Here is a 21,539-nt window from a genome sequence, read left to right as displayed (position 1 = left end):
GTCTAGCGACTGTCCGGAAAAAGAGGGCACATCCTAGCAAAAAATGCGTAAACGGGGATGATTTTTATTAACGTACGGTGCAGCAAACCGGTTGGCACAAGTTGACTGCGTATTATCGCGTATGTGGTACGAATTTCACTTGACCAAAATGCTGCGACGCAGTACTGTTGACGCTCGTCCCACAATCCCGGGACAAAAATGCTTGCTGAACAAGCCGACCACGCTCAATTCAGTAAGTGCGCTTTTAGTAGCTGTTTGTTCTGACCCACGCCACAAGCGTGAGAAGTCTGTCTTCGTTATATTTTTTCCGCTGATCGAACGAGTGTCTTAAGTATTGCCTGGAACGGTACCCAACGGGTGCAGCAAGGGGAGTGCGGCGATGCAAAAAAGGGACATCGGTGAACAGATATGCGTCGTGATTTCGCCAGGAAAGAACATCCGATCAATTTCCTATGGACCTTGAAAGGACAACAATGAGTTCAGAGTTTACAGGCGCAGAGATACTGGTAAAGTGTCTGGCCGAAGAGGGTGTTGAACACGTCTTCGGATATCCGGGCGGTGCCGTTCTCTACATCTATGACGCAATTTTTAATCAGGATAAGTTTCAGCATATTCTGGTTCGCCATGAGCAGGCTGCGATTCATGCAGCAGATGCTTATTCCCGTTCATCCAGCAAAGTCGGTGTGGCCATTGTCACATCCGGTCCCGGTGTCACGAATGCAGTGACGGGGCTCGCAACTGCCTATATGGATTCGATTCCTATGGTGGTGATTTCCGGTCAGGTGCCAAGCGCCGTGATCGGTCAGGATGCTTTTCAGGAGTGTGATACCGTTGGTATTACCCGTCCCTGCGTAAAGCACAATTTCCTGGTCAAGGATGTGCGTGATCTGGCGACTACGATCAAAAAAGCTTTCTTTATTGCCACAACCGGCAGACCCGGTCCTGTGCTGGTCGATATCCCGAAAGATATCTCCATGCACAAAACGAGCTACCACTATCCGAAAGAAGTGGAAATGCGTTCCTACCGTCCGGTGGATAAAGGCCATGCAGGGCAGATTCGCAAAGCGGTTCAGTTGTTGCTGTCTGCAGAGCGCCCGATGATTTACACCGGTGGCGGCGTCATTCTCGCGCATGCAGCACCGGAACTGAATCGTTTGGTCGATATGCTCGGCGTGCCGTGCACCAACACACTGATGGGACTGGGCGGCTACCGCGCCACCGATTCCAAATTCGTCGGTATGCCGGGTATGCATGGTACTTATGAAGCCAACATGGCAATGCAGCACTGCGATGTACTGGTTGCCATCGGTGCCCGTTTCGATGACCGTGTCATCGGTAATCCGAAACACTTTGCTTCGCACCCGCGCAAGATCATTCATATTGATATTGATCCGTCTTCCATTTCCAAGCGCGTGAAAGTCGATATTCCTATCGTCGGTAACGTGAAGGATGTGCTGATCGAAATGCTGTCGCAGCTGAATGCACAAGAGCAGCGTATCGATGCACGCAAGCTGTCCGCCTGGTGGAAACAGATTGATGAGTGGCGTTCGAAAGAATGCCTGAAATATCCGACTTCGGATCTGGTCATCAAGCCGCAATCCGTTGTGGAAAAAGTATTTGAAGTGACCCGGGGCGACGCTTTCGTCACGTCCGACGTTGGTCAGCATCAGATGTGGGCCGCGCAGTACTACAAATTTGATAAACCACGCCGCTGGATTAACTCTGGCGGTCTGGGCACCATGGGTGTTGGCTTGCCATACGCCATGGGTGTGCAAATGGCCAATCCTGATGCAACGGTGGCGTGTATTACTGGTGAAGCATCGATTCAGATGTGTATTCAGGAACTGGCGACGTGTAAGCAGTATCACCTGACACCAAAAATCGTTCTGCTGAACAACCGTTTCCTCGGCATGGTGCGTCAGTGGCAGCAGCTGGATTACGGTTCGCGTTATTCGGAATCGTATATGGACTCGTTGCCGGACTTCACCAAACTGGTGGAGGCTTATGGTCACGTTGGTATGCGTATTGAAAATCCGGCCGATGTGGATGGCGCAGTACGTGAAGCTTTCGCCATGAAAAATCGTCTGGTGTTTATGAATTTCATTACCGATCAGACCGAAAACGTCTGGCCGATGGTGAAGGCGGGTAAAGGCCTCACCGAGATGCTGCTTGGTTCGGAGGATCTGTAATGAGACACATTATTTCGATTTTGCTGGAAAACGAAGCCGGTGCTTTGTCGCGTGTGGTTGGGTTGTTCTCCGCCCGTGGTTACAACATCGAAACGCTGACCGTCGCACCAACCGAAGATCAGACGCTGTCGCGTATGACCATCGTCACTTCCGGTTCCGATGACATCATCGAACAGATCACCAAGCATCTGAACCGCTTAATTGAAGTGGTGAAGGTAGTGGATCTGACCGAAGGTGCGCATATTGAACGCGAGTTAATGCTGATTAAGGTCAGAGCGGTGGGGAAAGAGCGTGAAGAAATGAAGCGTACTGCGGATATTTTCCGTGGCCGCATCATTGATGTCACTGAAAAAACCTACACGATAGAACTGACCGGTAATCGCGGCAAGCTGGACGCCTTCATTGATGCAATAGACCGTACAGCGATTCTGGAAACAGTCCGTACCGGTGGTTCCGGTATAGGCCGTGGCGAACGCATCCTCAAAGTGTGATGCCGGCTGTAAAGAAAATTTTTGATAAATATTGAATTCAGACAGGATATAAAAATGAAAGTTTTTTACGATAAAGATTGTGATCTCTCCCTCATCAAAAGCAAAAAAGTAGCGATCATCGGTTACGGTTCTCAAGGCCATGCACACGCACAGAATCTGAATGATTCCGGTTGCAATGTAACCGTTGCGCTGCGCAAAGGCGGTGCTTCATGGGCGAAAGCAGAGCAGGCAGGTCTGCGTGTTGCAGAAGTAAATGATGCAGTGAAAGAAGCTGACGTCATCATGATTTTGCTGCCTGATGAAAACATCGCGCAGGTTTACAAAGAAAACGTTGAACCATTTGCGAAACAAGGCGCAGTGCTGGCGTTTGCGCACGGCTTCAATGTTCACTATGGTCAGGTAGTTCCGCGTGCGGATCTGGACGTCATCATGGTTGCACCGAAAGCGCCGGGCCACACAGTGCGCGGTACTTACGCACAAGGCGGCGGCGTGCCGCATCTGGTAGCTGTGTATCAGGACAAATCCGGTAAAGCACGCGATATCGCGCTGTCTTATGCGATGGCCAACGGCGGTGGCCGTGCCGGTATCATCGAAACTAACTTCCGTGAAGAAACTGAAACTGACTTGTTCGGTGAGCAAGCTGTTTTGTGCGGCGGTACGGTTGAACTGATCAAAGCCGGTTTTGAAACACTGGTGGAAGCCGGTTATGCACCGGAAATGGCTTACTTCGAATGTCTGCACGAACTGAAGCTGATCGTTGATCTGATTTATGAAGGCGGTATCGCTAACATGAATTACTCGATTTCCAACAATGCGGAATATGGCGAATACGTGACCGGCCCGAAAGTGGTGACATCGGCGACCAAAGATGCCATGCGTCAGTGTCTGAAAGATATTCAGACTGGTGAATATGCGAAGAGCTTCATCCTGGAAAACAAAGCTGGCGCACCAACGCTGATTTCCCGTCGTCGCCTGACTTCTGAACATCAGATCGAAGAAGTCGGTGCAAAACTGCGCGCAATGATGCCGTGGATCGCGAAAAACAAACTGGTTGATCAGTCCAAAAACTGATTGTTCCGGTCACTGAAAATACCCGCTGCGGCGGGTATTTTTATTTGTGACATCAAACAATAAAGTCGCTGACATGTGTGTGCATGCCTCCGTTTTTCCCCGCTTTCAGAGCGGATTTTTTGTGCGGGAAGCTGGTTCCTGGCTTCTGGCAAAGCGCGTGTAAAGCGCAATGAATGTGCAGATATCGTCATCGATGATTTTCGGAGGCCCTGACTTTCTGCAGGCGATCGCCGGATCGCTGTGCAGAACACCGCATTTCGGACATTTTTGGCCATTTTCGGGCAAATACAGGCCCGTACCGGAGCTGGTTGGTTATGCCAATGATCTGTTCCTGGTAAAACGAAAGACTCTCTTTGAACTCCTTTTGCCCCTGGATAGGTTTGCGACACGGTACTTTTTGTGTCCCGAACCGGTTTAGCAGATTCAAATCTTGGAAGTTTTACCATGGTTGACTAAGCTGTGCTCTTTGCCTGAACGCGTGCTGCGAAGCGAACGCATCAGGTTTTGCTCTGAAAGGAATGATGATGAAAAAACTGTTACTCGTATCCCTGCTGTCCGTTGCCGGTGTCGCTGCAGCACAATCGACAAATGGCGCGCTGATTACGCTGTCTGCGCAAACCAGCATTCGGGTGGAAAACGATCAGGCAGCGATAGAATTTTCAGCCGAAGAACAGGATGCGGATCGTCAGCAGGCGATCACCCGCCTGAACCAGCGTATGCGTACCGGCACTGAACAAATTAAGAAATCGGATCCTTCCGCGATGTTGCAAACAGGCAGCGTCTACAGTTACCCGGTCTACGATGCGGGCCGCGCAAAACCGGGTAAGGCACCTGTCATCATTGCGTGGCGCGTTGGTCAGAAGCTGGATGTGAAAAGTGCTGATCTGAGCCGTCTGACCGGCCTGGTCGGAGAGGCGCAGAAAAATCTGCAAATGACGCAACTGAATTTCGGTTTGTCTGATGCCGCTAAGGCAAAAACTGAGCAGCAGAAATTTGATTCCGGTTATAAGCAATTCTCACACAAGCTGTCGTATTTGCTAAAAGCGATGGGTAAATCGGAAGCACAGGCAGAACTGGCGGAACTGAATGTGACGGATATGAGCGGGCCGGTACCGGAAATGAAAATGATGGCCATGGCCGCGCCGATGGCTGACGGCGCTACGCAGAATCCGGGCTTTCGTTTTGAACCGGGCTTTTCTGAACTGAATATTTCAATCGAAGGTAAAGTGCGTTTGCGCAAAGACTAAACCGGATTCACGGGTTGGTGCGGAATAAAATTCTGTTGATTTGGATTTCATTCTGCAAACATCTGAATCTATTGCTTCAAAGTCTCATCTTTACAAGGGAAAATTCGCTTTTTCGGTTGCGGATTTTCCCGTTCCGGCATATAGTTGTGCCATGCTTACTTTAACTGCATCCTTCGCTGTTAATTCCACTCTGGCGGACTTCCTAAGTTCGCTATCGCTATTTATTCTGCTAGCGTAATCGCACGCAGAAACTCCTCTCCTGTTTTACCCGCATGCCGTGTGTTTATCTGCGGCGCACCAGACAAATTAACCAACCCAAATTGCCGGAGGCTACTGTGGCTGAAAAATTAATTATCTTTGATACAACATTGCGTGATGGCGAACAATCACCGGGCGCATCGATGACCCGCGACGAAAAAATCCGTATTGCGCGTCAGCTGGAGCGCCTGAAAGTGGATGTCATAGAAGCTGGTTTTGCGGCGGCATCGCCGGGTGATTTTGAGTCGATTAAAGCGATTGCTTCGGTGATCAAAGATTCCACGATTTGCTCTTTGTCACGCGCCAATGAACGTGACATCGCCCGCGCAGCTGAAGCATTACAGGCCGCGCAACGCAAACGTATCCATACTTTCATCGCGACTTCACCGCTGCATATGGAAAAGAAGTTGCGCATGAGTCCGGATCAGGTGCTGGTGCAAGCAATTCAGGCGGTGCGCTATGCGCGTCAGTTCACAGAGGATGTGGAGTTCAGCCCGGAAGACGGCAGCCGCTCGGAAATGGATTTTCTGTGCCGTGTGATTGAAGCTGTCATCCGCGAAGGTGCAACGACGATTAATTTTGCGGACACCGTTGGTTACGCAGTGCCTGAGTTATACGGCAATATGATCAAAACACTGCGTGAACGGATTCCGAATTCGGATAAAGCCGTCTGGTCGGTACACTGCCATAATGATCTGGGGATGGCCGTTGCGAACTCGCTGGCGGGTGTGATGATAGGCGGTGCGCGTCAGGTCGAATGTACGATTAACGGTCTGGGTGAACGCGCAGGTAATACAGCGCTGGAAGAAATCGTGATGGCGGTGCGTACCCGTAAAGATCACTTTGGTCTGGAACTGGGTATCGACACCAGCCAGATCGTGCCTGCTTCTAAACTGGTATCGCAGATTACCGGTTTTGCTGTGCAGCCGAATAAGGCAGTGGTTGGCGCGAATGCGTTTGCGCATGCGTCCGGCATTCATCAGGACGGTATTCTGAAGGCACGCGACACCTACGAAATCATGCGCGCAGAAGACGTGGGCTGGAGCGCTAACAAGATTGTGCTCGGTAAGTTGTCCGGTCGTAATGCCTTCCGTCAGCGTCTGGAAGAACTGGGGATCACGCTGGGTTCCGAAGCTGATGTAAATGCCGCATTCTCGCGTTTTAAAGAACTGGCAGACCGTAAAGCCGAAATCTTTGATGAAGATATTCTGGCGCTGGTATCCGATGGCGAACAGGCCAATGAAGTCGATGCCTTCCATTTTGTTTCCTTGTCTCAGCGTTCTGAGACCGGCGAATTGCCATCGGCGAAAATTGTCTTTTCCCGCGCCGGCGAAGAATACATCAGTGAAGCAACCGGCAACGGTCCGGTGGATGCGATCGTGAATGCGATTGAAGCTAAAGTGCCTAGCGGCGCGGAATTGTTGCTGTTCTCTGTGAATGCAATTACCACCGGTACGCAATCGCAGGGTGAAGTGACCATGCGTTTGTCGAAAGCTGGGCGTATTGTGAACGGTACCGGTGCGGATCCGGATATCGTGGTGGCGTCGGCCAAGGCGTATTTGTCGGCTTTAAACAAATTGCAGTCCAAAACTGAAAAGCTGAACCCGCAAATTTGATCTTTATTTTCTTTGTGTGTTAGTATTCGGATCCCGCTGAAAAAGCGGTTTTGTAATCACGATAAAGACGGTTTGTATGGAAGCAACTGTTTTTATCGCCAGTTAAGGAAAAATCATGGCAATCGAAAAAAATCAGAAAGCTGCAATCGTTGCAGACAACGCACGTGGTCAAAACGATACAGGTTCTCCTGAAGTGCAAGTTGCGCTGCTGACAGCACGCATCAACGACCTGAATGGTCACTTCAAATCCCACATGAAAGATCACCACTCCCGTCGTGGTCTGCTGATGATGGTTAACCGTCGTAAAAGTCTGCTGGCTTACCTGAAGCGTAAAGATCTGAACCGTTACCGCTCCCTGATCGAAAAACTCGGTCTGCGTAAGTAATTTGCACTTTTTCGCAAAAGTTGCATAAAAAAGCCTGTGACAGTGCTGCTGTCACAGGCTTTTTGTTTGTATTTTGCATTCGTTTTCGTGGTATGTTTCTGCGCTGAATGCAGGACGTGCTGCAATCCGTGGTCGTAAGACTGCGCGTGGTGAGGTGAACGACAGCGCCTGAAATTCTGTCGGCAAATCAGAAAGGACACATTGTGTTTAATAAAGTAACTAAAACCTTCCAATACGGTAACCATACAGTCAAACTGGAAACCGGTGAAATCGCCCGTCAGGCATCCGGCGCCGTGATGGCATCGATGGATGACACGGTTGTTCTGGCAACTGTTGTTGCGAAAAAAGACGTGAAACCTGGCCAGGACTTTTTCCCGCTGACCGTAGACTACATGGAAAAAAGCTATGCTGCGGGCCGTATTCCGGGTGGCTTCTTCAAACGTGAAGGCCGTCCGACAGAGAAAGAAACACTGACATCGCGTCTGATCGATCGTCCGATCCGTCCTCTGTTCCCGGAAGGTTACCTGAATGAAGTTCAGGTGATCGTGCATGTTCTGTCCGTCAATCCTGAAATTGATCCGGATATCATTTCCATGATCGGTGCTTCTGCTGCGATTTCGTTGGCAGGCATTCCGTTCAATGGTCCGCTGGGTGCGGCGCGTGTTGGTTATGTTGATGGTCAGTACCTGCTGAACCCGACTGCAACCGAAATCAAAACTTCTGCTCTGGATCTGGTTGTTGCCGGTACCGAAGCAGCGGTGCTGATGGTGGAATCCGAAGCGCAGCAATTGTCTGAAGAAGTGATGCTGGGCGCGGTGGTTTACGGCCACGATCAGATGAAAGTCGTGATCGATGCAATCCACGAACTGGTACGCGATGCTGGCAAACCAGAATCTACCTGGACTGCACCTGCTAAAAATGAAGCACTGATCGCTGCTGTGACAGAAGTGGCTGAGCCACTGATGCGCGCTGCGTATCAAATCAAAGAAAAACAAGCGCGTACAACGGAAATCAAAGTTGCGCACGCCGCTGTTACCGCAGCACTGGCTGAGCAAGCTGCTGCTAAAGGCGAAGCAGAGCCTGATTCTTCTGAAGTCAGCAACATTCTGTTTGATCTGGAAGCACGTATCGTTCGTTCCCAGATTCTGAACGGCGAACCACGTATCGACGGTCGTGACACACGCACTGTGCGTCCTATCACGATCAGCACAGGCATCCTGCCACGTACCCACGGTACAGCACTGTTCACCCGTGGTGAAACACAGGCGCTGGTGATTGCAACACTGGGTACAGCACGCGACGAGCAAAAAATCGATGCGCTGACCGGTGAATACTCCGAACGCTTCATGCTGCACTACAACATGCCTCCGTTTGCAACCGGTGAAACTGGTCGCGTTGGCTCGCCAAAACGCCGCGAAATCGGCCATGGCCGTCTGGCAAAACGTGCACTGCAGGCAGCACTGCCGGCAGCAGATGAATTCAGCTATTCCGTACGTCTGGTTTCTGAAATCACTGAATCCAATGGTTCTTCTTCGATGGCTTCCGTCTGCGGCGGCTGCCTGGCACTGATGGACGCTGGTGTTCCGATGAAAGCACACGTTGCCGGTATCGCAATGGGCCTGATCAAAGACGGTAACAAATTTGCTGTTCTGACTGACATCCTCGGCGACGAAGATCACCTCGGCGACATGGACTTCAAAGTAGCTGGTACTGCTGAAGGCATTACTGCACTGCAGATGGATATCAAAATCCAGGGTATCACTAAAGAAATCATGGAAGTCGCGCTGGCACAGGCAAAAGAAGGCCGTATCCATATTCTGGGCAAAATGCAGGAAGCTGTTCCTGCCGGCCGTACAGAATTGTCTGACTTTGCGCCACGCCTGATCACTCTGAAAATCAATCCGGAAAAAATCCGTGATGTGATCGGTAAAGGTGGTGCAGTGATCCGTGCCCTGACAGAAGAAACAGGTACACAGATCGATATCAGCGATGAAGGCGTTGTGACGATTGCATCCGTTGACGCGGCTGCCGGTCAGGAAGCGAAACGTCGTATCGAAGCGCTGACTGCGGAAGTGGAAGTGGGTAAAGTTTATGATGGTACCGTTCTGAAACTGCTGGACTTCGGCGCAATCGTGCAAATCATGCCGGGTAAAGATGGCTTGCTGCACATCAGCCAGATCGCCAACGAGCGTGTAAACGCTGTTGCTGATTACCTCAAAGAAGGTCAGGTTGTCCGCGTGAAAGTGCTGGAAACGGATGACCGTGGTCGCTTCAAACTGTCGATGAAAGCCGTCGCAGCAGAAGACGAGCAGCAACAGCAGCAACAACAGTAATGCCTTAGTCCGCCCCGTGCGGATTGTATTGGCAACTGAAAAACACCGCCCCTCAACCGGGCGGTGTTTTTTTATGGCCTCGACTTACTTGCCGGAGGGGACGCGCGTGGCTGGTCAGGTCAGATTTACTGTTTGATCGCATCATCACGATAGCGACACCAGAAATGGCTGGTTTTGTGTCAAAAATGGGCAAAATGCGGATTCCGGCATACCGATCTGGCGGTTGTCGGCAGAAAGTCCGGACTTCAGTAAAAGTAAAATGACGAGATTTGCACAGTCAGAACGTGTAACAGCCTCCGTGTGTCAGGCTTCGCTCGCTTGGAGCTGTACTGGCGAGTCGCCTACCGAGCTTGCTGGATGGGGTAATATTCCGTTGCGAACGGAAACTTAATCAGAAGGAATGATGATGCGTGCGATAGAAATAACTGCATTCGGCGGGCCGGAAGTCTTGCAGGTCGCTGAGATGCCTGTACCAGTGCCGGGCAAAGCGGAAGTGCTGATCAAAGTGCATGCAGCCGGTGTAAACCGGCCGGATGTGTTGCAGCGCAAGGGTCATTATGCGCCGCCGCCTGGCGTTACCCTGATTCCGGGGCTGGAAGTGGCGGGGGAAATCGCTGGCGGAGATCTCGCGGGATCTGGCTATCAGATCGGCGATCAGGTATGCGCATTGCTGGCAGGCGGCGCATATGCGGAGTATTGCGTTGCGCCGGTCGCACATTGTCTTCCCGTTCCACAAGGGCTGGATATGATCCAGGCGGCTTCTTTGCCGGAAACCTGCTTTACTGTCTGGAGTAATCTGTTTGACCGCGCACGTCTGAAAGCAGGCGAGAGTCTGCTGGTTCAGGGTGGCACATCCGGTATCGGCGTCACAGCTATTCAGATCGCAACTGCGATGGGCGTCAAAGTGTTTGCCACGGCGGGCAGTGCGGATAAGTGCCGGTTTGCCCAGGAGCTCGGTGCAGTGGCGTGTATCAACTATCGTGAAGAAGATTGTTTTGAGCAATTACGCGCTGCCAATGATGGCCGCGGCATGGATGTGATTCTGGATATGGTGGCAGGTAGTTATGTGCCGAAAGAAGTGAGTTTGCTCGCAGATGACGGACGGCTGGTGATTATTGCGGTCATGGGCGGCGTGAAGGCAGAAGTGGATATGGCGCAGATTCTGCGTCGCCGGCTGACAATTACAGGCTCGACACTACGCGCCCGTCCGCATGACTTTAAGGCTGCGCTGGCGAACTCAGTCAGAGAGTATGTCTGGCCATTGCTGGAGCAGGGGAAGGTCAGACCTGTCATTCACAGCGTATTCGGTCTGGATGAGGTGGCTGAAGCGCATCGTTTGATGGAAAGCTCGCAGCATATTGGCAAAATTATGCTGAAGCTCAACTGATACCAGTTTGACCTTCAAATTGAACGCAGGATACAATCGCGGGTTATTTGACTACTAATCTGAGAGCGCTATGCGACGTAAACTTATTGCAGGTAACTGGAAAATGAATGGCTCTGTCTCGGCAAATGCAACGCTGCTGGCAGAAATTTCGGCTGCGGGCTTTGATGCTGCAAAGGCAGATGTTCTGGTTTGCCCGCCATATCCATACCTGACGCAGGCGCTGGAAAAAGTACAGGGTACATCTGTTGCGGTCGGTGCACAGGATTGTTCCGTACATGATGCCGGTGCATACACTTCAGAAGTTTCTGCCGGTATGTTGCGTGATGTTGGTTGCACTTATGTGATTCTGGGTCACTCTGAGCGTCGTTCTTATCATGCTGAGAGCGATCAGATTGTTGCAGCGAAAACCCTGCAGGCACTGCGCGCAGGCCTGACTCCGATCGTTTGTGTTGGCGAAACACTGGAGCAGCGTGAGTCCGGTGCAACTGATGCAGTGGTTGGTGCGCAACTCAAAGCAGTACTGGAAAAACTGGAGTCTGCGGACATCGCAAAAATAGTTGTTGCGTATGAGCCTGTGTGGGCGATTGGTACGGGTAAAACTGCTACACCGGAAATGGCGCAGGAAGTGCATGCATTTTTACGTCAGGCAATTGCATCGTTCAGTGCTGAAGCCGCGGCAACCGTCAAAATTCTGTACGGCGGCAGTATGAAACCAGACAATGCTGCTGAGTTATTGCGTCAGACAGACATTGATGGTGGTTTGATTGGTGGCGCAGCGCTCAAGGCGAATGATTTCCTCGCAATTATTGCTGCTGTCTGATAAAGTCTTTTTTTTGTCTTCTAGGGTAAGTTAATGCAAGCGTTTTATACCTTACTGATCGTGTTGCAGGTCGTTTCTGCGATCGCGATTATCGGGCTGGTTCTGATCCAGCATGGCAAGGGTGCTGATATGGGTGCATCGTTTGGCTCAGGCGCATCCGGCAGTCTGTTTGGTGCCAGCGGTTCAGCAAGCTTTTTCTCCCGCGCTACTGCGGTATGTGCAGTAGTGTTTTTTGTCGCGACTCTGGGTCTGAGTATTGTGGCGTCCGGTAAAAAAGCAAGTGGCGGTACTGTTCTGGATTCCCTGCCTGCGGCGACGCAGCCAGCTGCACCGGCGGCTCCTGCATCGGCGCCTGCAGAGTCTCAGGGTACACAAATCCCTAAATAAATAAGTGTTGCAGCAGACAGTTGATCGAAGCAAATTATTTGTGGCCTGCATTGAATTAGATTGTTAGACGTAGTACAATGCTGGGCTCCAGCCGACGTGGTGAAATTGGTAGACACGCTATCTTGAGGGGGTAGTGGCGCAAGCTGTACGAGTTCGAGTCTCGTCGTCGGCACCAAATAAAGTCAGATCTTCTGGCTGTCTCGAGGAGGGGCTGCATAGTGTGTAAAGTGCAGTTTTCTTCAAATATGGCGTTCAATTACAGGTAGCCTAACGTGAACCTCGAAAATTATTTCCCCGTTCTCTTGTTTCTTCTTGTTGGTATCGGCGTTGGTGTCGTTCCGCAAATTCTGGGGCGCTTAGTTGCTCCGCACAGACCTGATTCGCAAAAAACATCTCCTTACGAATGTGGCTTTGAAGCCTTTGAGGATGCGCGCATGAAATTTGACGTGCGTTACTACCTCATTGCGATTCTGTTTATTCTGTTTGATCTCGAAACAGCATTTTTCTTCCCATGGGGTGTTGCAATGCGTGATCTGGGCTGGTCGGGTTTCCTGATTATGCTCGGCTTTGTGTTGGAGTTTGCTGTGGGTTTCTGGTACATCTGGAAAAAAGGCGCTCTGGATTGGGAGTGATGCGATATGGCAATTGATGGTGTTTTGAGTGAAGGCTTTGTCACGACGACGGCCGATAAGCTGATTAACTGGACCCGTACAGGGTCCATGTGGCCAATGACTTTTGGTCTCGCATGCTGTGCGGTTGAGATGATTCACGCGGGTTGCTCGCGTTACGATCTTGATCGTTTCGGTGTGGTGTTCCGTCCATCTCCGCGTCAGTCTGACGTGATGATTGTTGCGGGTACGCTCTGCAATAAAATGGCTCCTGCGCTTCGCAAAGTTTATGACCAGATGGCTGAGCCACGCTGGGTTATTTCCATGGGTTCGTGTGCGAATGGTGGTGGTTACTATCACTATTCGTATTCTGTTGTACGTGGATGCGACCGTATTGTTCCGGTTGATATTTATGTGCCGGGATGTCCTCCGACAGCTGAAGCTTTGTTATACGGCATCATTCAGCTGCAAAATAAAATTAAACGTACCAATACAATCGCTCGTTGAGCATTGTTGTTGAGGGTAGTCTCTGATTATGACAAGCAAACTCGAGCAACTTGAAGCGGCGGTAAATGCCGTTGTCGGTGAACGTATCGTCAGTTTGAAAAATGCACTTGGTGAGCTGACAATTGTTGTGTCACCTGCCGAATATCTGGGTGTGATGCGCGATTTGCGCGATCGTACCGAAACTGCATTTGAGCAGCTGATTGATTTGTGCGGTATGGATTACTCATCCTATGGTGATGATGTTTGGGAGGGGCAGCGTTTTGCTGTTGTCTCTCATTTGTTGTCTGTAAAAAATAACTGGCGTTTGCGCGTTCGTGTTTTTGCCGCCGATGATGATATGCCGGTTGTTGCATCCCTGGTGGATGTATGGCCTGCTGCAAACTGGTATGAGCGCGAAGCATTTGATCTTTACGGTATTCTGTTTGATGGTCACAACGACTTGCGCCGTATCCTGACAGATTACGGCTTCATCGGTCACCCGTTCCGTAAAGACTTCCCGGTTTCAGGTTATGTTGAGATGAAATACGATGACGTGCAGAAACGCGTTGTGTATCAGCCTGTCACGATTGAGCCGCGCGAAAATACGCCGCGTGTGATCCGTGAAGAGAACTACGGGGTGAAATAATGGCTGAAATTAAAAACTATACCTTGAACTTTGGTCCTCAGCATCCTGCTGCGCACGGTGTGTTGCGTCTCGTGCTTGAGCTCGATGGTGAGGTGATTCAGCGTGCCGATCCGCATATCGGTTTGTTGCATCGTGCAACCGAAAAGTTGGCTGAACAAAAAACTTTCCTGCAATCCGTGCCTTACATGGATCGTCTCGACTATGTGTCGATGATGATGAATGAGCACGCGTATGTGATGTCTATTGAGAAGCTGCTGGGTATCGAAGTGCCTTTGCGCGCTCAGTACATTCGCGTCATGTTTGATGAAGTAACACGTTTGCTGAACCATTTGCTGTGGGTTGGTTGTCATGCGCTCGACGTTGGTGCGATGGCAGTGATGTTGTATGCATTCCGTGAGCGTGAAGATCTGATGGACTGCTATGAGGCGGTCTCCGGTGCGCGTATGCATGCCGCTTACTACCGCCCGGGCGGCGTTTACCGCGATCTGCCGGAAAAAATGCCGCAGTATGCAGCATCTAAAATCCGTAATGAGAAAGCGATTCGCGAGCTGAATGAAACTCGCCAGGGTTCTTTGCTTGACTTCCTCGACGATTTCACAAAACGTTTTCCGAAATACGTAGATGAATACGAGACACTGCTGACAGATAACCGAATCTGGAAACAGCGTCTTGTCGGTGTTGGTGTGGTTTCACCTGAGCAAGCGCTTGCAATGGGCTTTACTGGTGCAATGTTGCGCGGTTCTGGTATTGCATGGGATGTCCGTAAGAAGCAGCCATACGAAGTTTATGATCGTCTGGATTTCGATATCCCTGTTGGCGTGAATGGCGATAGTTATGATCGCTATCTGGTGCGTATCGAGGAAATGCGTCAGTCGAACCGTATTATCAAGCAGTGTATCGACTGGCTGCGTAAAAATCCGGGTCCTGTCATTACCGACAATCTCAAAGTGGCTCCTCCGAAGCGTGTGGATATGAAGTCCAACATGGAAGATCTGATTCACCACTTTAAGTTATTTACTGAAGGTTTCCATGTTCCTGAGGGCGAAGCTTACGCTGCAGTTGAGCATCCAAAAGGTGAATTCGGTATTTATCTGGTATCTGACGGCGCCAACAAACCTTATCGTCTGAAGATCCGTGCTCCTGGTTTTGCTCATTTGCAAGGTCTGGATATGATGGCTAAAGGTCACATGATTGCTGATGCTGTAACGATTATCGGCACTCAGGATATCGTTTTCGGTGAAATTGACAGATAAGAGACGCGATCAGCGTAAATTTGAGGCATTAGCTATGGTTTTATCAGAGCAAGCATTTAAACGTATCGACCGGGAGCTGGCCAAGTTTCCGGCAGATCAGCGTCAGTCTGCGGTAATCGCATCACTTGCGATTGCGCAGGAAGAAACCGGCTGGATTTCTCCTGAGGTTATGCAGACTCTCGCAGACTACATCGGCATGCCAGCGGTGGCAGTGCAGGAAGTGGCAACTTTCTACAATATGTTCAATACCAAGCCGGTTGGTAAGCATAAGATCACCGTTTGCACCAATCTGCCATGCGTATTGTCTGGCGGTGAGCGTGCTGCGCATCATTTGAAGCAAAAACTGGGTATTGACTACAGAGAGACGACTGCTGACGGCAACTTTACTCTGGTAGAGGGCGAGTGTATGGGCGCTTGCGGTGATGCTCCGGTGTTGCTGGTCAATAATGCACGTATGTGCAGCTTTATGTCGAATGAAAAAATTGATCAGTTGGTCAATGAATTGAAAGAGGCGAGTAAATAATGACATGCCTGCATGATCGTCATATTAAGCCATTGATTCTCGCCGGACTGAACGGCGACAACTGGCATCTGAAGGATTACGTGGCCCGTGGTGGTTATGAATCTCTGAAGCGCATCCTTACTGAAAATATACCTCCTGAACAAATCATCGCAGAATTGAAGGCATCCTCTTTGCGCGGGCGTGGCGGGGCAGGTTTTCCGACAGGGTTGAAATGGAGCTTCATGCCACGTCAGTATCCGGGACAAAAATACCTGGTTTGTAACACTGACGAAGGCGAGCCTGGTACATTTAAAGACCGCGATATTATTCGCTACAACCCGCATGCTTTGATCGAAGGCATGGCGATCGGTGCGTATGCTATGGGCATTACCGTTGGCTATAACTACATCCACGGCGAAATTTTCGCGGATTATCTGCGTTTTGAAGACGCGCTGGAAGAAGCGCGCGCAGCCGGTTTCCTCGGTAACAATATTCTCGGTTCTGAATTTTCGTTTCAGCTGCACGCTTCGCACGGCTATGGCGCATATATCTGCGGCGAAGAAACTGCACTGTTGGAATCCCTTGAGGGTAAAAAAGGTCAGCCACGCTTCAAGCCGCCGTTTCCGGCAAGTTTTGGTCTGTACGGTAAACCGACAACCATTAACAACACAGAAACATTTGCTGCCGTGCCGTTTATTCTGGCGATCGGCGGTGAAAACTACGCCGCGCTCGGTAAACCGAACAACGGCGGCACCAAGATATTCTCAATTTCAGGCGACGTTGAACGCCCGGGTAATTATGAAGTTCCGCTCGGTACTCCATTTGCAAAGCTGATGGAACTGGCGGGCGGCATGCGTGGTGGTAAGAAAATCAAAGCGGTGATTCCGGGTGGTTCTTCTGCGCCGGTCATTCGCGGTGATGTGATGATGGAAACAGATCTCGATTACGATTCCATTGCCAAAGCCGGCTCTATGCTTGGTTCCGGCGCTGTAATCGTGATGGATGAAACTCGCTGTATGGTGAAGTCGCTACAACGTCTGTCATATTTTTATTACGAAGAATCTTGCGGTCAGTGTACTCCTTGCCGTGAAGGCACGGGTTGGCTGTACCGTATCGTGGATCGTATCGAGAATGGCAAAGGACGCCCTGAAGATCTCGATATGCTGAATTCTATTGCGGATAATATTCAGGGTAAAACCATTTGTGCGCTCGGTGACGCTGCCGCGATGCCCGTAAGAGGTTTTGTTAAGAATTTCCGCGAAGAATTTGAATATCATATCGAGCACAAGCATTGCTTGGTTCCGGCATATCTGTAAGCCGGCTTCGGTTAGCACAATTAGAGTAAACCATGGTCGAAATCGAAATAGACGGCAAAAAAGTCGAAGTGCAGGAAGGCAGTATGGTGATGGATGCTGCCAATAAACTTGGCACCTATATCCCTCACTTTTGCTACCACAAAAAATTATCAATCGCGGCTAACTGCCGTATGTGTCTGGTTGAGGTTGAGAAAGCACCTAAGCCTTTGCCGGCATGTGCAACGCCTGTCACACCTGGCATGATCGTGCGTTCTCACAGCGATAAAGCGGTGAAAGCGCAGCAAGCTGTCATGGAATTCCTTCTGATTAACCATCCGCTGGATTGCCCGGTTTGTGATCAGGGTGGCGAGTGTCAGTTGCAGGATCTGGCTGTCGGATATGGTGGCACTAGTTCCCGATATCAGGAAGAGAAGCGTGTGGTGTTCCATAAAGACGTCGGACCACTGGTTTCGATGGAGGAAATGAGTCGCTGCATTCACTGCACTCGCTGTGTTCGCTTCGGTCAAGAAATCGCTGGCGTAATGGAACTTGGTATGCTGAATCGTGGTGAGCATTCCGAAATTACGTCTTTTGTCGGTAAAACTGTTGATTCTGAGCTGTCTGGCAACATGATTGATCTGTGCCCGGTTGGTGCACTGACTTCAAAGCCTTTCCGTTATTCGGCTCGTACGTGGGAACTGTCTCGTCGTAAATCTGTTTCTCCTCACGATTCTCTTGGCTCTAACCTGATTGTTCAGGTGAAAAACCATAAAGTGATGCGGGTAGTGCCTCTTGAAAATGAAGAGGTCAATGAGTGCTGGATTTCTGATCGTGACCGTTTCTCGTATGAAGCCTTGAATGGTTCTGACCGTTTGACTAAGCCAATGATTAAGCAAGGCGGTCAATGGCAGGAAACTGACTGGCAGACAGCGATCGAATATGTTGCCCATGGGATTCGTAATATTCGTCATGAACACGGTGCAGATTCTGTTGCAGCGGTTGCGGCCCCGCATTCCACGCTGGAAGAATTGTCACTGTTAAACAAAGTGATTAAAGGTATTGGCTCGGATGCGATTGACTTCCGTCTCCGTCAGTCTGATTTCCGTCTGAATGGAAAAATCACTCCGTGGCTTGGCGGAACCGTGCAGGAAATCACGCACTTGAAAAATGTTCTGATTTTCGGTTCTTCCCTGCGAAAAGATCACCCGCTGATGGCAGCGAAATTCCGTCAGGCAGCAAAAACAGGATCCCGTGTGAGCGTCGTTCACGCGGTTAAAGACGATTTGCTGATGCCTGTGTACGTACAGGAAGCTTTGGCACCTTCCGAGTGGGTTGCTTTTGCAATTCAGGTTGCTGTTTCCGTTGCAAAACAAAAAGAACTGGCAGTGCCTGCTTTTGCTAAAGAAGTCGTTGCTTCTGAAGCGGCTGCGAAATTGGCTGCATCAATTCTCGCTGGTAACAGTGGTATTTTGCTGGGGAATGCAGCAGCAAACTATCCTGACGCATCTGTTTTGCACTCCGTGTGCTCATGGATCGCTGAGCAGACAGATTCCAAATTCGGATATCTGACCGAAGCTGCTAACACTGTCGGCGGTTACGTCGCCGGTGCCTATCCGCAGAAAACTGCTACGGCAGTATTTTCAGAAGCGAAGAAAGCGTACATCGTACTCCACGCAGAACCCGAAGCGGATGCTGCATTGGCAGGTAAGGCAAAGCAAGCGCTTGCCACAGCCGACATGGTAGTTGTGATGACGCCGTTTAAGCATGGCTTGGAATATGCAGACGTGTTACTCCCGGTTTCTCCGTTCAGCGAAACTTCTGGCACTTTTGTTAATGCAGAAGGGCGTGCGCAAAGCTTCCACGCTGTGGTTAAACCGCTGGCAGAAACACGTCCTGCATGGAAAGTGTTACGTGTGCTTGGTAATCTGCTCGGACTTTCAGGTTTCGACTTTGAGACATCTGAAGCTGTTCGTGATTCGGTGTTAAACGATGGTTGGAAGTCGAAGTTGTCCAATAAGACAGATCATTTTGTTGTTGAGCAAGTACAAGTTTCGGGTTTAGCCACGTTAGTGGCGGAGCCAGGTATTTATAGCTGTGACGCGATTGTTCGCAGAGCTGAATCCTTGCAACTTACAGCGGATGCAAAAGCACCGTTGTTGCGTGTCAGTGTTGAGGTCGCTGCTTCTGCGGGTATTTCTGACGGGGATAAAGTCAAGATGTCGCAGGGAAGTTCAACTGTTTTGGCTACGGCAAAAGTGGATTCGGCGCTTGCAGCCGGGGTTGTTCGTGTGATGGCTGGTACATCATCAACTACTGATCTGAATGGTTATTTCGGTCAGGTTTCGTTGGAGCGCGCATAATGGATTTGTTGGCTACTATCCAGTCTGTCGGGCAGGCGCAGTTAGGTGCGTTGTGGCCGCTGGTCTGGAATTTACTGAAGATCGTTTGTATCGTTTTGCCACTGTTGGGGTGCGTTGCATACCTCACTTTATGGGAGCGCAAAATGATCGGCTGGATGCATATTCGTCTCGGCCCAAATCGTGTAGGCCCTGCCGGATTGCTGCAACCGATTGCAGATGGTCTGAAATTGTTGTTGAAAGAGATCGTTATCCCAGCCAAGGCAAACAAAGTCTTGTTTGTTCTGGCACCGATCATGACAATCATGCCTGCATTGGCAGCGTGGTCTGTTATTCCTTTCGGGCCTGAAACCGTACTTGCGAATGTCAATGCGGGCTTACTGCTGTTGATGGCAATTACCTCTATGGAGGTGTACGGAATTATCATCGCCGGCTGGGCGTCTAATTCGAAATACGCGTTCCTTGGTGCTATGCGTGCGTCAGCACAGATGGTCTCTTACGAAATCGCAATGGGTTTCGTATTGGTGATCGTACTGATGGTTTCCGGCAGTCTTAACCTGACTGACATCGTAAACGGTCAGATGAAGGGCCGATTTGCTGACATGGGAATTACTTTCCTGTCCTGGAACTGGTTGCCTTTGTTGCCAATGTTTGTTGTCTACGTAATTTCCGGCATCGCTGAAACAAATCGCCATCCTTTCGACGTGGTTGAGGGTGAGTCCGAAATCGTGGCTGGTCATATGGTTGAGTATTCGGGTATGTCATTTGCGATGTTCTTCCTCGCAGAATACGCAAATATGATTCTGATTTCTGCAATCGCATCGTTGATGTTCCTGGGGGGCTGGAGCGCGCCGTTTGCTTTCCTGAGTTTCGTTCCGGGCTGGATTTGGCTTGGTATGAAAACGTTTGTCGTGGTCTCCCTGTTTATCTGGGCACGTGCATCGTTCCCTCGCTATCGCTACGATCAGATTATGCGTCTTGGCTGGAAGGTGTTCATTCCGCTGACTTTGGTGTATCTGGTTATCGTCGCTGCCTGGATGCAGACATCCTGGAATATCTGGAAGTAATTAAAGGCTGAAAATGGAAGCAATTAAAGATTTTTTTGGCAGCCTGATGCTGCGGGAGTTAATTAAAGGGCTTGCACTGACCGGGCGCTATATGTTTGCCCGTAAGATCACAGTCGAGTTTCCCGAAGAAAAAACTCCTCAGTCTCCGCGTTTTCGTGGTTTGCATGCTTTGCGCCGATATCCGAATGGTGAAGAGCGTTGTATCGCTTGTAAATTATGCGAAGCTGTTTGTCCTGCGATGGCGATTACAATCGAATCCGAACAGCGCGCCGACGGAAGTCGCCGTACAACTCGTTATGACATTGATTTAACTAAATGTATTTTTTGCGGATTCTGCGAGGAATCCTGTCCGGTTGACTCTATTGTTGAAACGCACGTCCTCGAGTATCACGGTGAAAAGCGTGGTGATCTTTACTTCACTAAAGAAATGCTGCTTGCAGTGGGCGATCGCTATGAAAATCAGATTGCTGCGGCGCGAGCTGCGGATGCGGCTTACAGATAAGGTGCGGAGCATTTATGGAATTTACTAGTATTTTGTTCTACGTATTTTCTGCGGTTTTGGTGCTCGCATCACTGCAGGTAATCACAACGAAAAACCCTGTTCACGCTGCATTGTTTCTGGTTCTTGCATTCTTTAATGCGGCCGGAATCTGGATGTTGCTGAAGGCTGAATTCTTATCTATCGTCTTGGTACTCGTCTACGTTGGTGCGGTGATGGTACTGTTCCTGTTCGTAGTTATGATGCTTGACATCAATCTTGATAAATTGCGAGCAGGTTTCTGGAGTCACTTCCCGGTTGCTGCGCTTGTTGGTGTTGTCGTTGTGCTTGAAATGTCTGCGGTCTTGTGGAAAGGTTTTTTACGACCTGACAGCCATGTCCCAGCTGCAGCTGATCAGATCGGAAATACAAAGTACCTCGGCAACGCAATTTTTACTCAATATACTTACGCGTTTGAAGTTGCTGCTGCAATTCTCTTGTTGGCGATTGTTGCTGCTGTTGCGTTGACGTTGCGTCGTCGTAAAGATGTTCGTTTCGTAGATCCTGCAGATGCTGTGAAAGTAAAACGTTCGGATCGTGTTCGTATTATCAGCATGAAGGCAGATACCGAAGCGCGACAAACAGCGCATCAAGGGGAATAAG

General features: G+C 50.1%; 20 protein-coding genes and 1 tRNA gene. All 21 read left to right on the top strand.

All coding sequences use genetic code 11. The features are described 5' to 3' along the window. The first annotated feature begins 473 nt into the window (after positions 1-473). Complete coding sequence (locus KDM89_RS04725) at positions 474-2,189, top strand: acetolactate synthase 3 catalytic subunit (protein ID WP_212686787.1); 1,716 nt, start codon at positions 474-476, stop codon at positions 2,187-2,189. Continuing rightward, complete coding sequence (gene ilvN, locus KDM89_RS04720) at positions 2,189-2,680, top strand: acetolactate synthase small subunit (protein WP_189355612.1); 492 nt, start codon at positions 2,189-2,191, stop codon at positions 2,678-2,680. Before KDM89_RS04725 ends, ilvN begins: the two co-directional genes overlap by 1 nt. A 54-nt stretch (positions 2,681-2,734) precedes the next feature. Continuing rightward, positions 2,735-3,751, top strand: a complete 1,017-nt coding sequence (ilvC, locus tag KDM89_RS04715) for a ketol-acid reductoisomerase (RefSeq protein ID WP_189355611.1) — start codon at positions 2,735-2,737, stop codon at positions 3,749-3,751. Between the two features lie 524 nt (positions 3,752-4,275). Beyond that, the gene (locus KDM89_RS04710; protein WP_212686786.1) at positions 4,276-4,998 is read left to right on the top strand and encodes an SIMPL domain-containing protein; all 723 of its coding nucleotides are present in this window, start codon (positions 4,276-4,278) and stop codon (positions 4,996-4,998) included. Between the two features lie 335 nt (positions 4,999-5,333). Next, positions 5,334-6,872 carry a 2-isopropylmalate synthase gene (locus KDM89_RS04705; RefSeq protein ID WP_329604619.1) on the top strand — a complete coding sequence of 513 codons (1,539 nt, stop codon included), beginning with the start codon at positions 5,334-5,336 and terminating at the stop codon, positions 6,870-6,872. A gap of 115 nt (positions 6,873-6,987) precedes the next feature. Continuing rightward, positions 6,988-7,257, top strand: coding sequence for a 30S ribosomal protein S15 (rpsO, locus tag KDM89_RS04700; RefSeq protein ID WP_189355608.1), 270 nt, complete (start codon positions 6,988-6,990; stop codon positions 7,255-7,257). A gap of 203 nt (positions 7,258-7,460) precedes the next feature. Next, entirely contained in the window at positions 7,461-9,590 is a 2,130-nt protein-coding gene (gene pnp / locus KDM89_RS04695) for a polyribonucleotide nucleotidyltransferase (protein WP_212686784.1), read from the top strand. 406 nt (positions 9,591-9,996) lie between these two features. Then, positions 9,997-10,977 (top strand): NAD(P)H-quinone oxidoreductase, encoded by a 981-nt coding sequence (locus tag KDM89_RS04690; RefSeq protein WP_212686783.1) that lies wholly within the window; start codon positions 9,997-9,999, stop codon positions 10,975-10,977. 70 nt (positions 10,978-11,047) lie between these two features. Beyond that, the gene (tpiA, locus tag KDM89_RS04685) at positions 11,048-11,797 is read left to right on the top strand and encodes a triose-phosphate isomerase (protein ID WP_212686782.1); all 750 of its coding nucleotides are present in this window, start codon (positions 11,048-11,050) and stop codon (positions 11,795-11,797) included. A 33-nt stretch (positions 11,798-11,830) separates the two neighbouring features. Then, a complete protein-coding gene (gene secG, locus KDM89_RS04680) occupies positions 11,831-12,184 on the top strand; it encodes a preprotein translocase subunit SecG (RefSeq protein WP_212686781.1) in 354 nt (117 codons plus the stop codon). Between the two features lie 90 nt (positions 12,185-12,274). Continuing rightward, positions 12,275-12,359, top strand: a tRNA-Leu gene (locus KDM89_RS04675). 97 nt (positions 12,360-12,456) lie between these two features. Continuing rightward, on the top strand, positions 12,457-12,816 hold the full coding sequence (locus KDM89_RS04670; protein WP_212686780.1) for an NADH-quinone oxidoreductase subunit A: 360 nt from the start codon (positions 12,457-12,459) through the stop codon (positions 12,814-12,816). Positions 12,817-12,822: 6 nt separating this feature from the next. Continuing rightward, positions 12,823-13,299: a NuoB/complex I 20 kDa subunit family protein gene (locus tag KDM89_RS04665; RefSeq protein WP_189355602.1), complete on the top strand. Its 477-nt coding sequence runs from the start codon at positions 12,823-12,825 to the stop codon at positions 13,297-13,299. Positions 13,300-13,327: 28 nt separating this feature from the next. Continuing rightward, a complete protein-coding gene (locus KDM89_RS04660; RefSeq protein ID WP_212686779.1) occupies positions 13,328-13,924 on the top strand; it encodes an NADH-quinone oxidoreductase subunit C in 597 nt (198 codons plus the stop codon). Next, positions 13,924-15,177 carry an NADH-quinone oxidoreductase subunit D gene (locus KDM89_RS04655; RefSeq protein WP_212686778.1) on the top strand — a complete coding sequence of 418 codons (1,254 nt, stop codon included), beginning with the start codon at positions 13,924-13,926 and terminating at the stop codon, positions 15,175-15,177. Before KDM89_RS04660 ends, KDM89_RS04655 begins: the two co-directional genes overlap by 1 nt. A gap of 34 nt (positions 15,178-15,211) precedes the next feature. Continuing rightward, positions 15,212-15,700 carry an NADH-quinone oxidoreductase subunit NuoE gene (gene nuoE / locus KDM89_RS04650; protein ID WP_212686777.1) on the top strand — a complete coding sequence of 163 codons (489 nt, stop codon included), beginning with the start codon at positions 15,212-15,214 and terminating at the stop codon, positions 15,698-15,700. After that, complete coding sequence (nuoF, locus tag KDM89_RS04645) at positions 15,700-16,995, top strand: NADH-quinone oxidoreductase subunit NuoF (RefSeq protein WP_212686776.1); 1,296 nt, start codon at positions 15,700-15,702, stop codon at positions 16,993-16,995. The genes nuoE and nuoF overlap by 1 nt, the downstream gene beginning before the upstream one ends. A 32-nt stretch (positions 16,996-17,027) precedes the next feature. Then, positions 17,028-19,334, top strand: coding sequence for an NADH-quinone oxidoreductase subunit NuoG (nuoG, locus tag KDM89_RS04640; RefSeq protein WP_212686775.1), 2,307 nt, complete (start codon positions 17,028-17,030; stop codon positions 19,332-19,334). Beyond that, complete coding sequence (gene nuoH, locus KDM89_RS04635) at positions 19,334-20,398, top strand: NADH-quinone oxidoreductase subunit NuoH (RefSeq protein ID WP_212686774.1); 1,065 nt, start codon at positions 19,334-19,336, stop codon at positions 20,396-20,398. Before nuoG ends, nuoH begins: the two co-directional genes overlap by 1 nt. 13 nt (positions 20,399-20,411) lie before the next feature. Continuing rightward, entirely contained in the window at positions 20,412-20,900 is a 489-nt protein-coding gene (nuoI, locus tag KDM89_RS04630) for an NADH-quinone oxidoreductase subunit NuoI (protein WP_189355595.1), read from the top strand. 14 nt (positions 20,901-20,914) lie between these two features. After that, a complete protein-coding gene (locus KDM89_RS04625; protein WP_212686773.1) occupies positions 20,915-21,538 on the top strand; it encodes an NADH-quinone oxidoreductase subunit J in 624 nt (207 codons plus the stop codon). Position 21,539 lies beyond the last annotated feature (1 nt).

The organism is Cognatundibacterium luofuense (genome assembly GCF_018139685.1).
In the GTDB taxonomy this organism is placed as follows: domain Bacteria; phylum Pseudomonadota; class Gammaproteobacteria; order Burkholderiales; family Burkholderiaceae_D; genus Undibacterium; species Undibacterium luofuense.
Note: the sequence above shows the minus strand (reverse complement) of the source record. Positions and strands in the feature narration are given on the sequence as shown.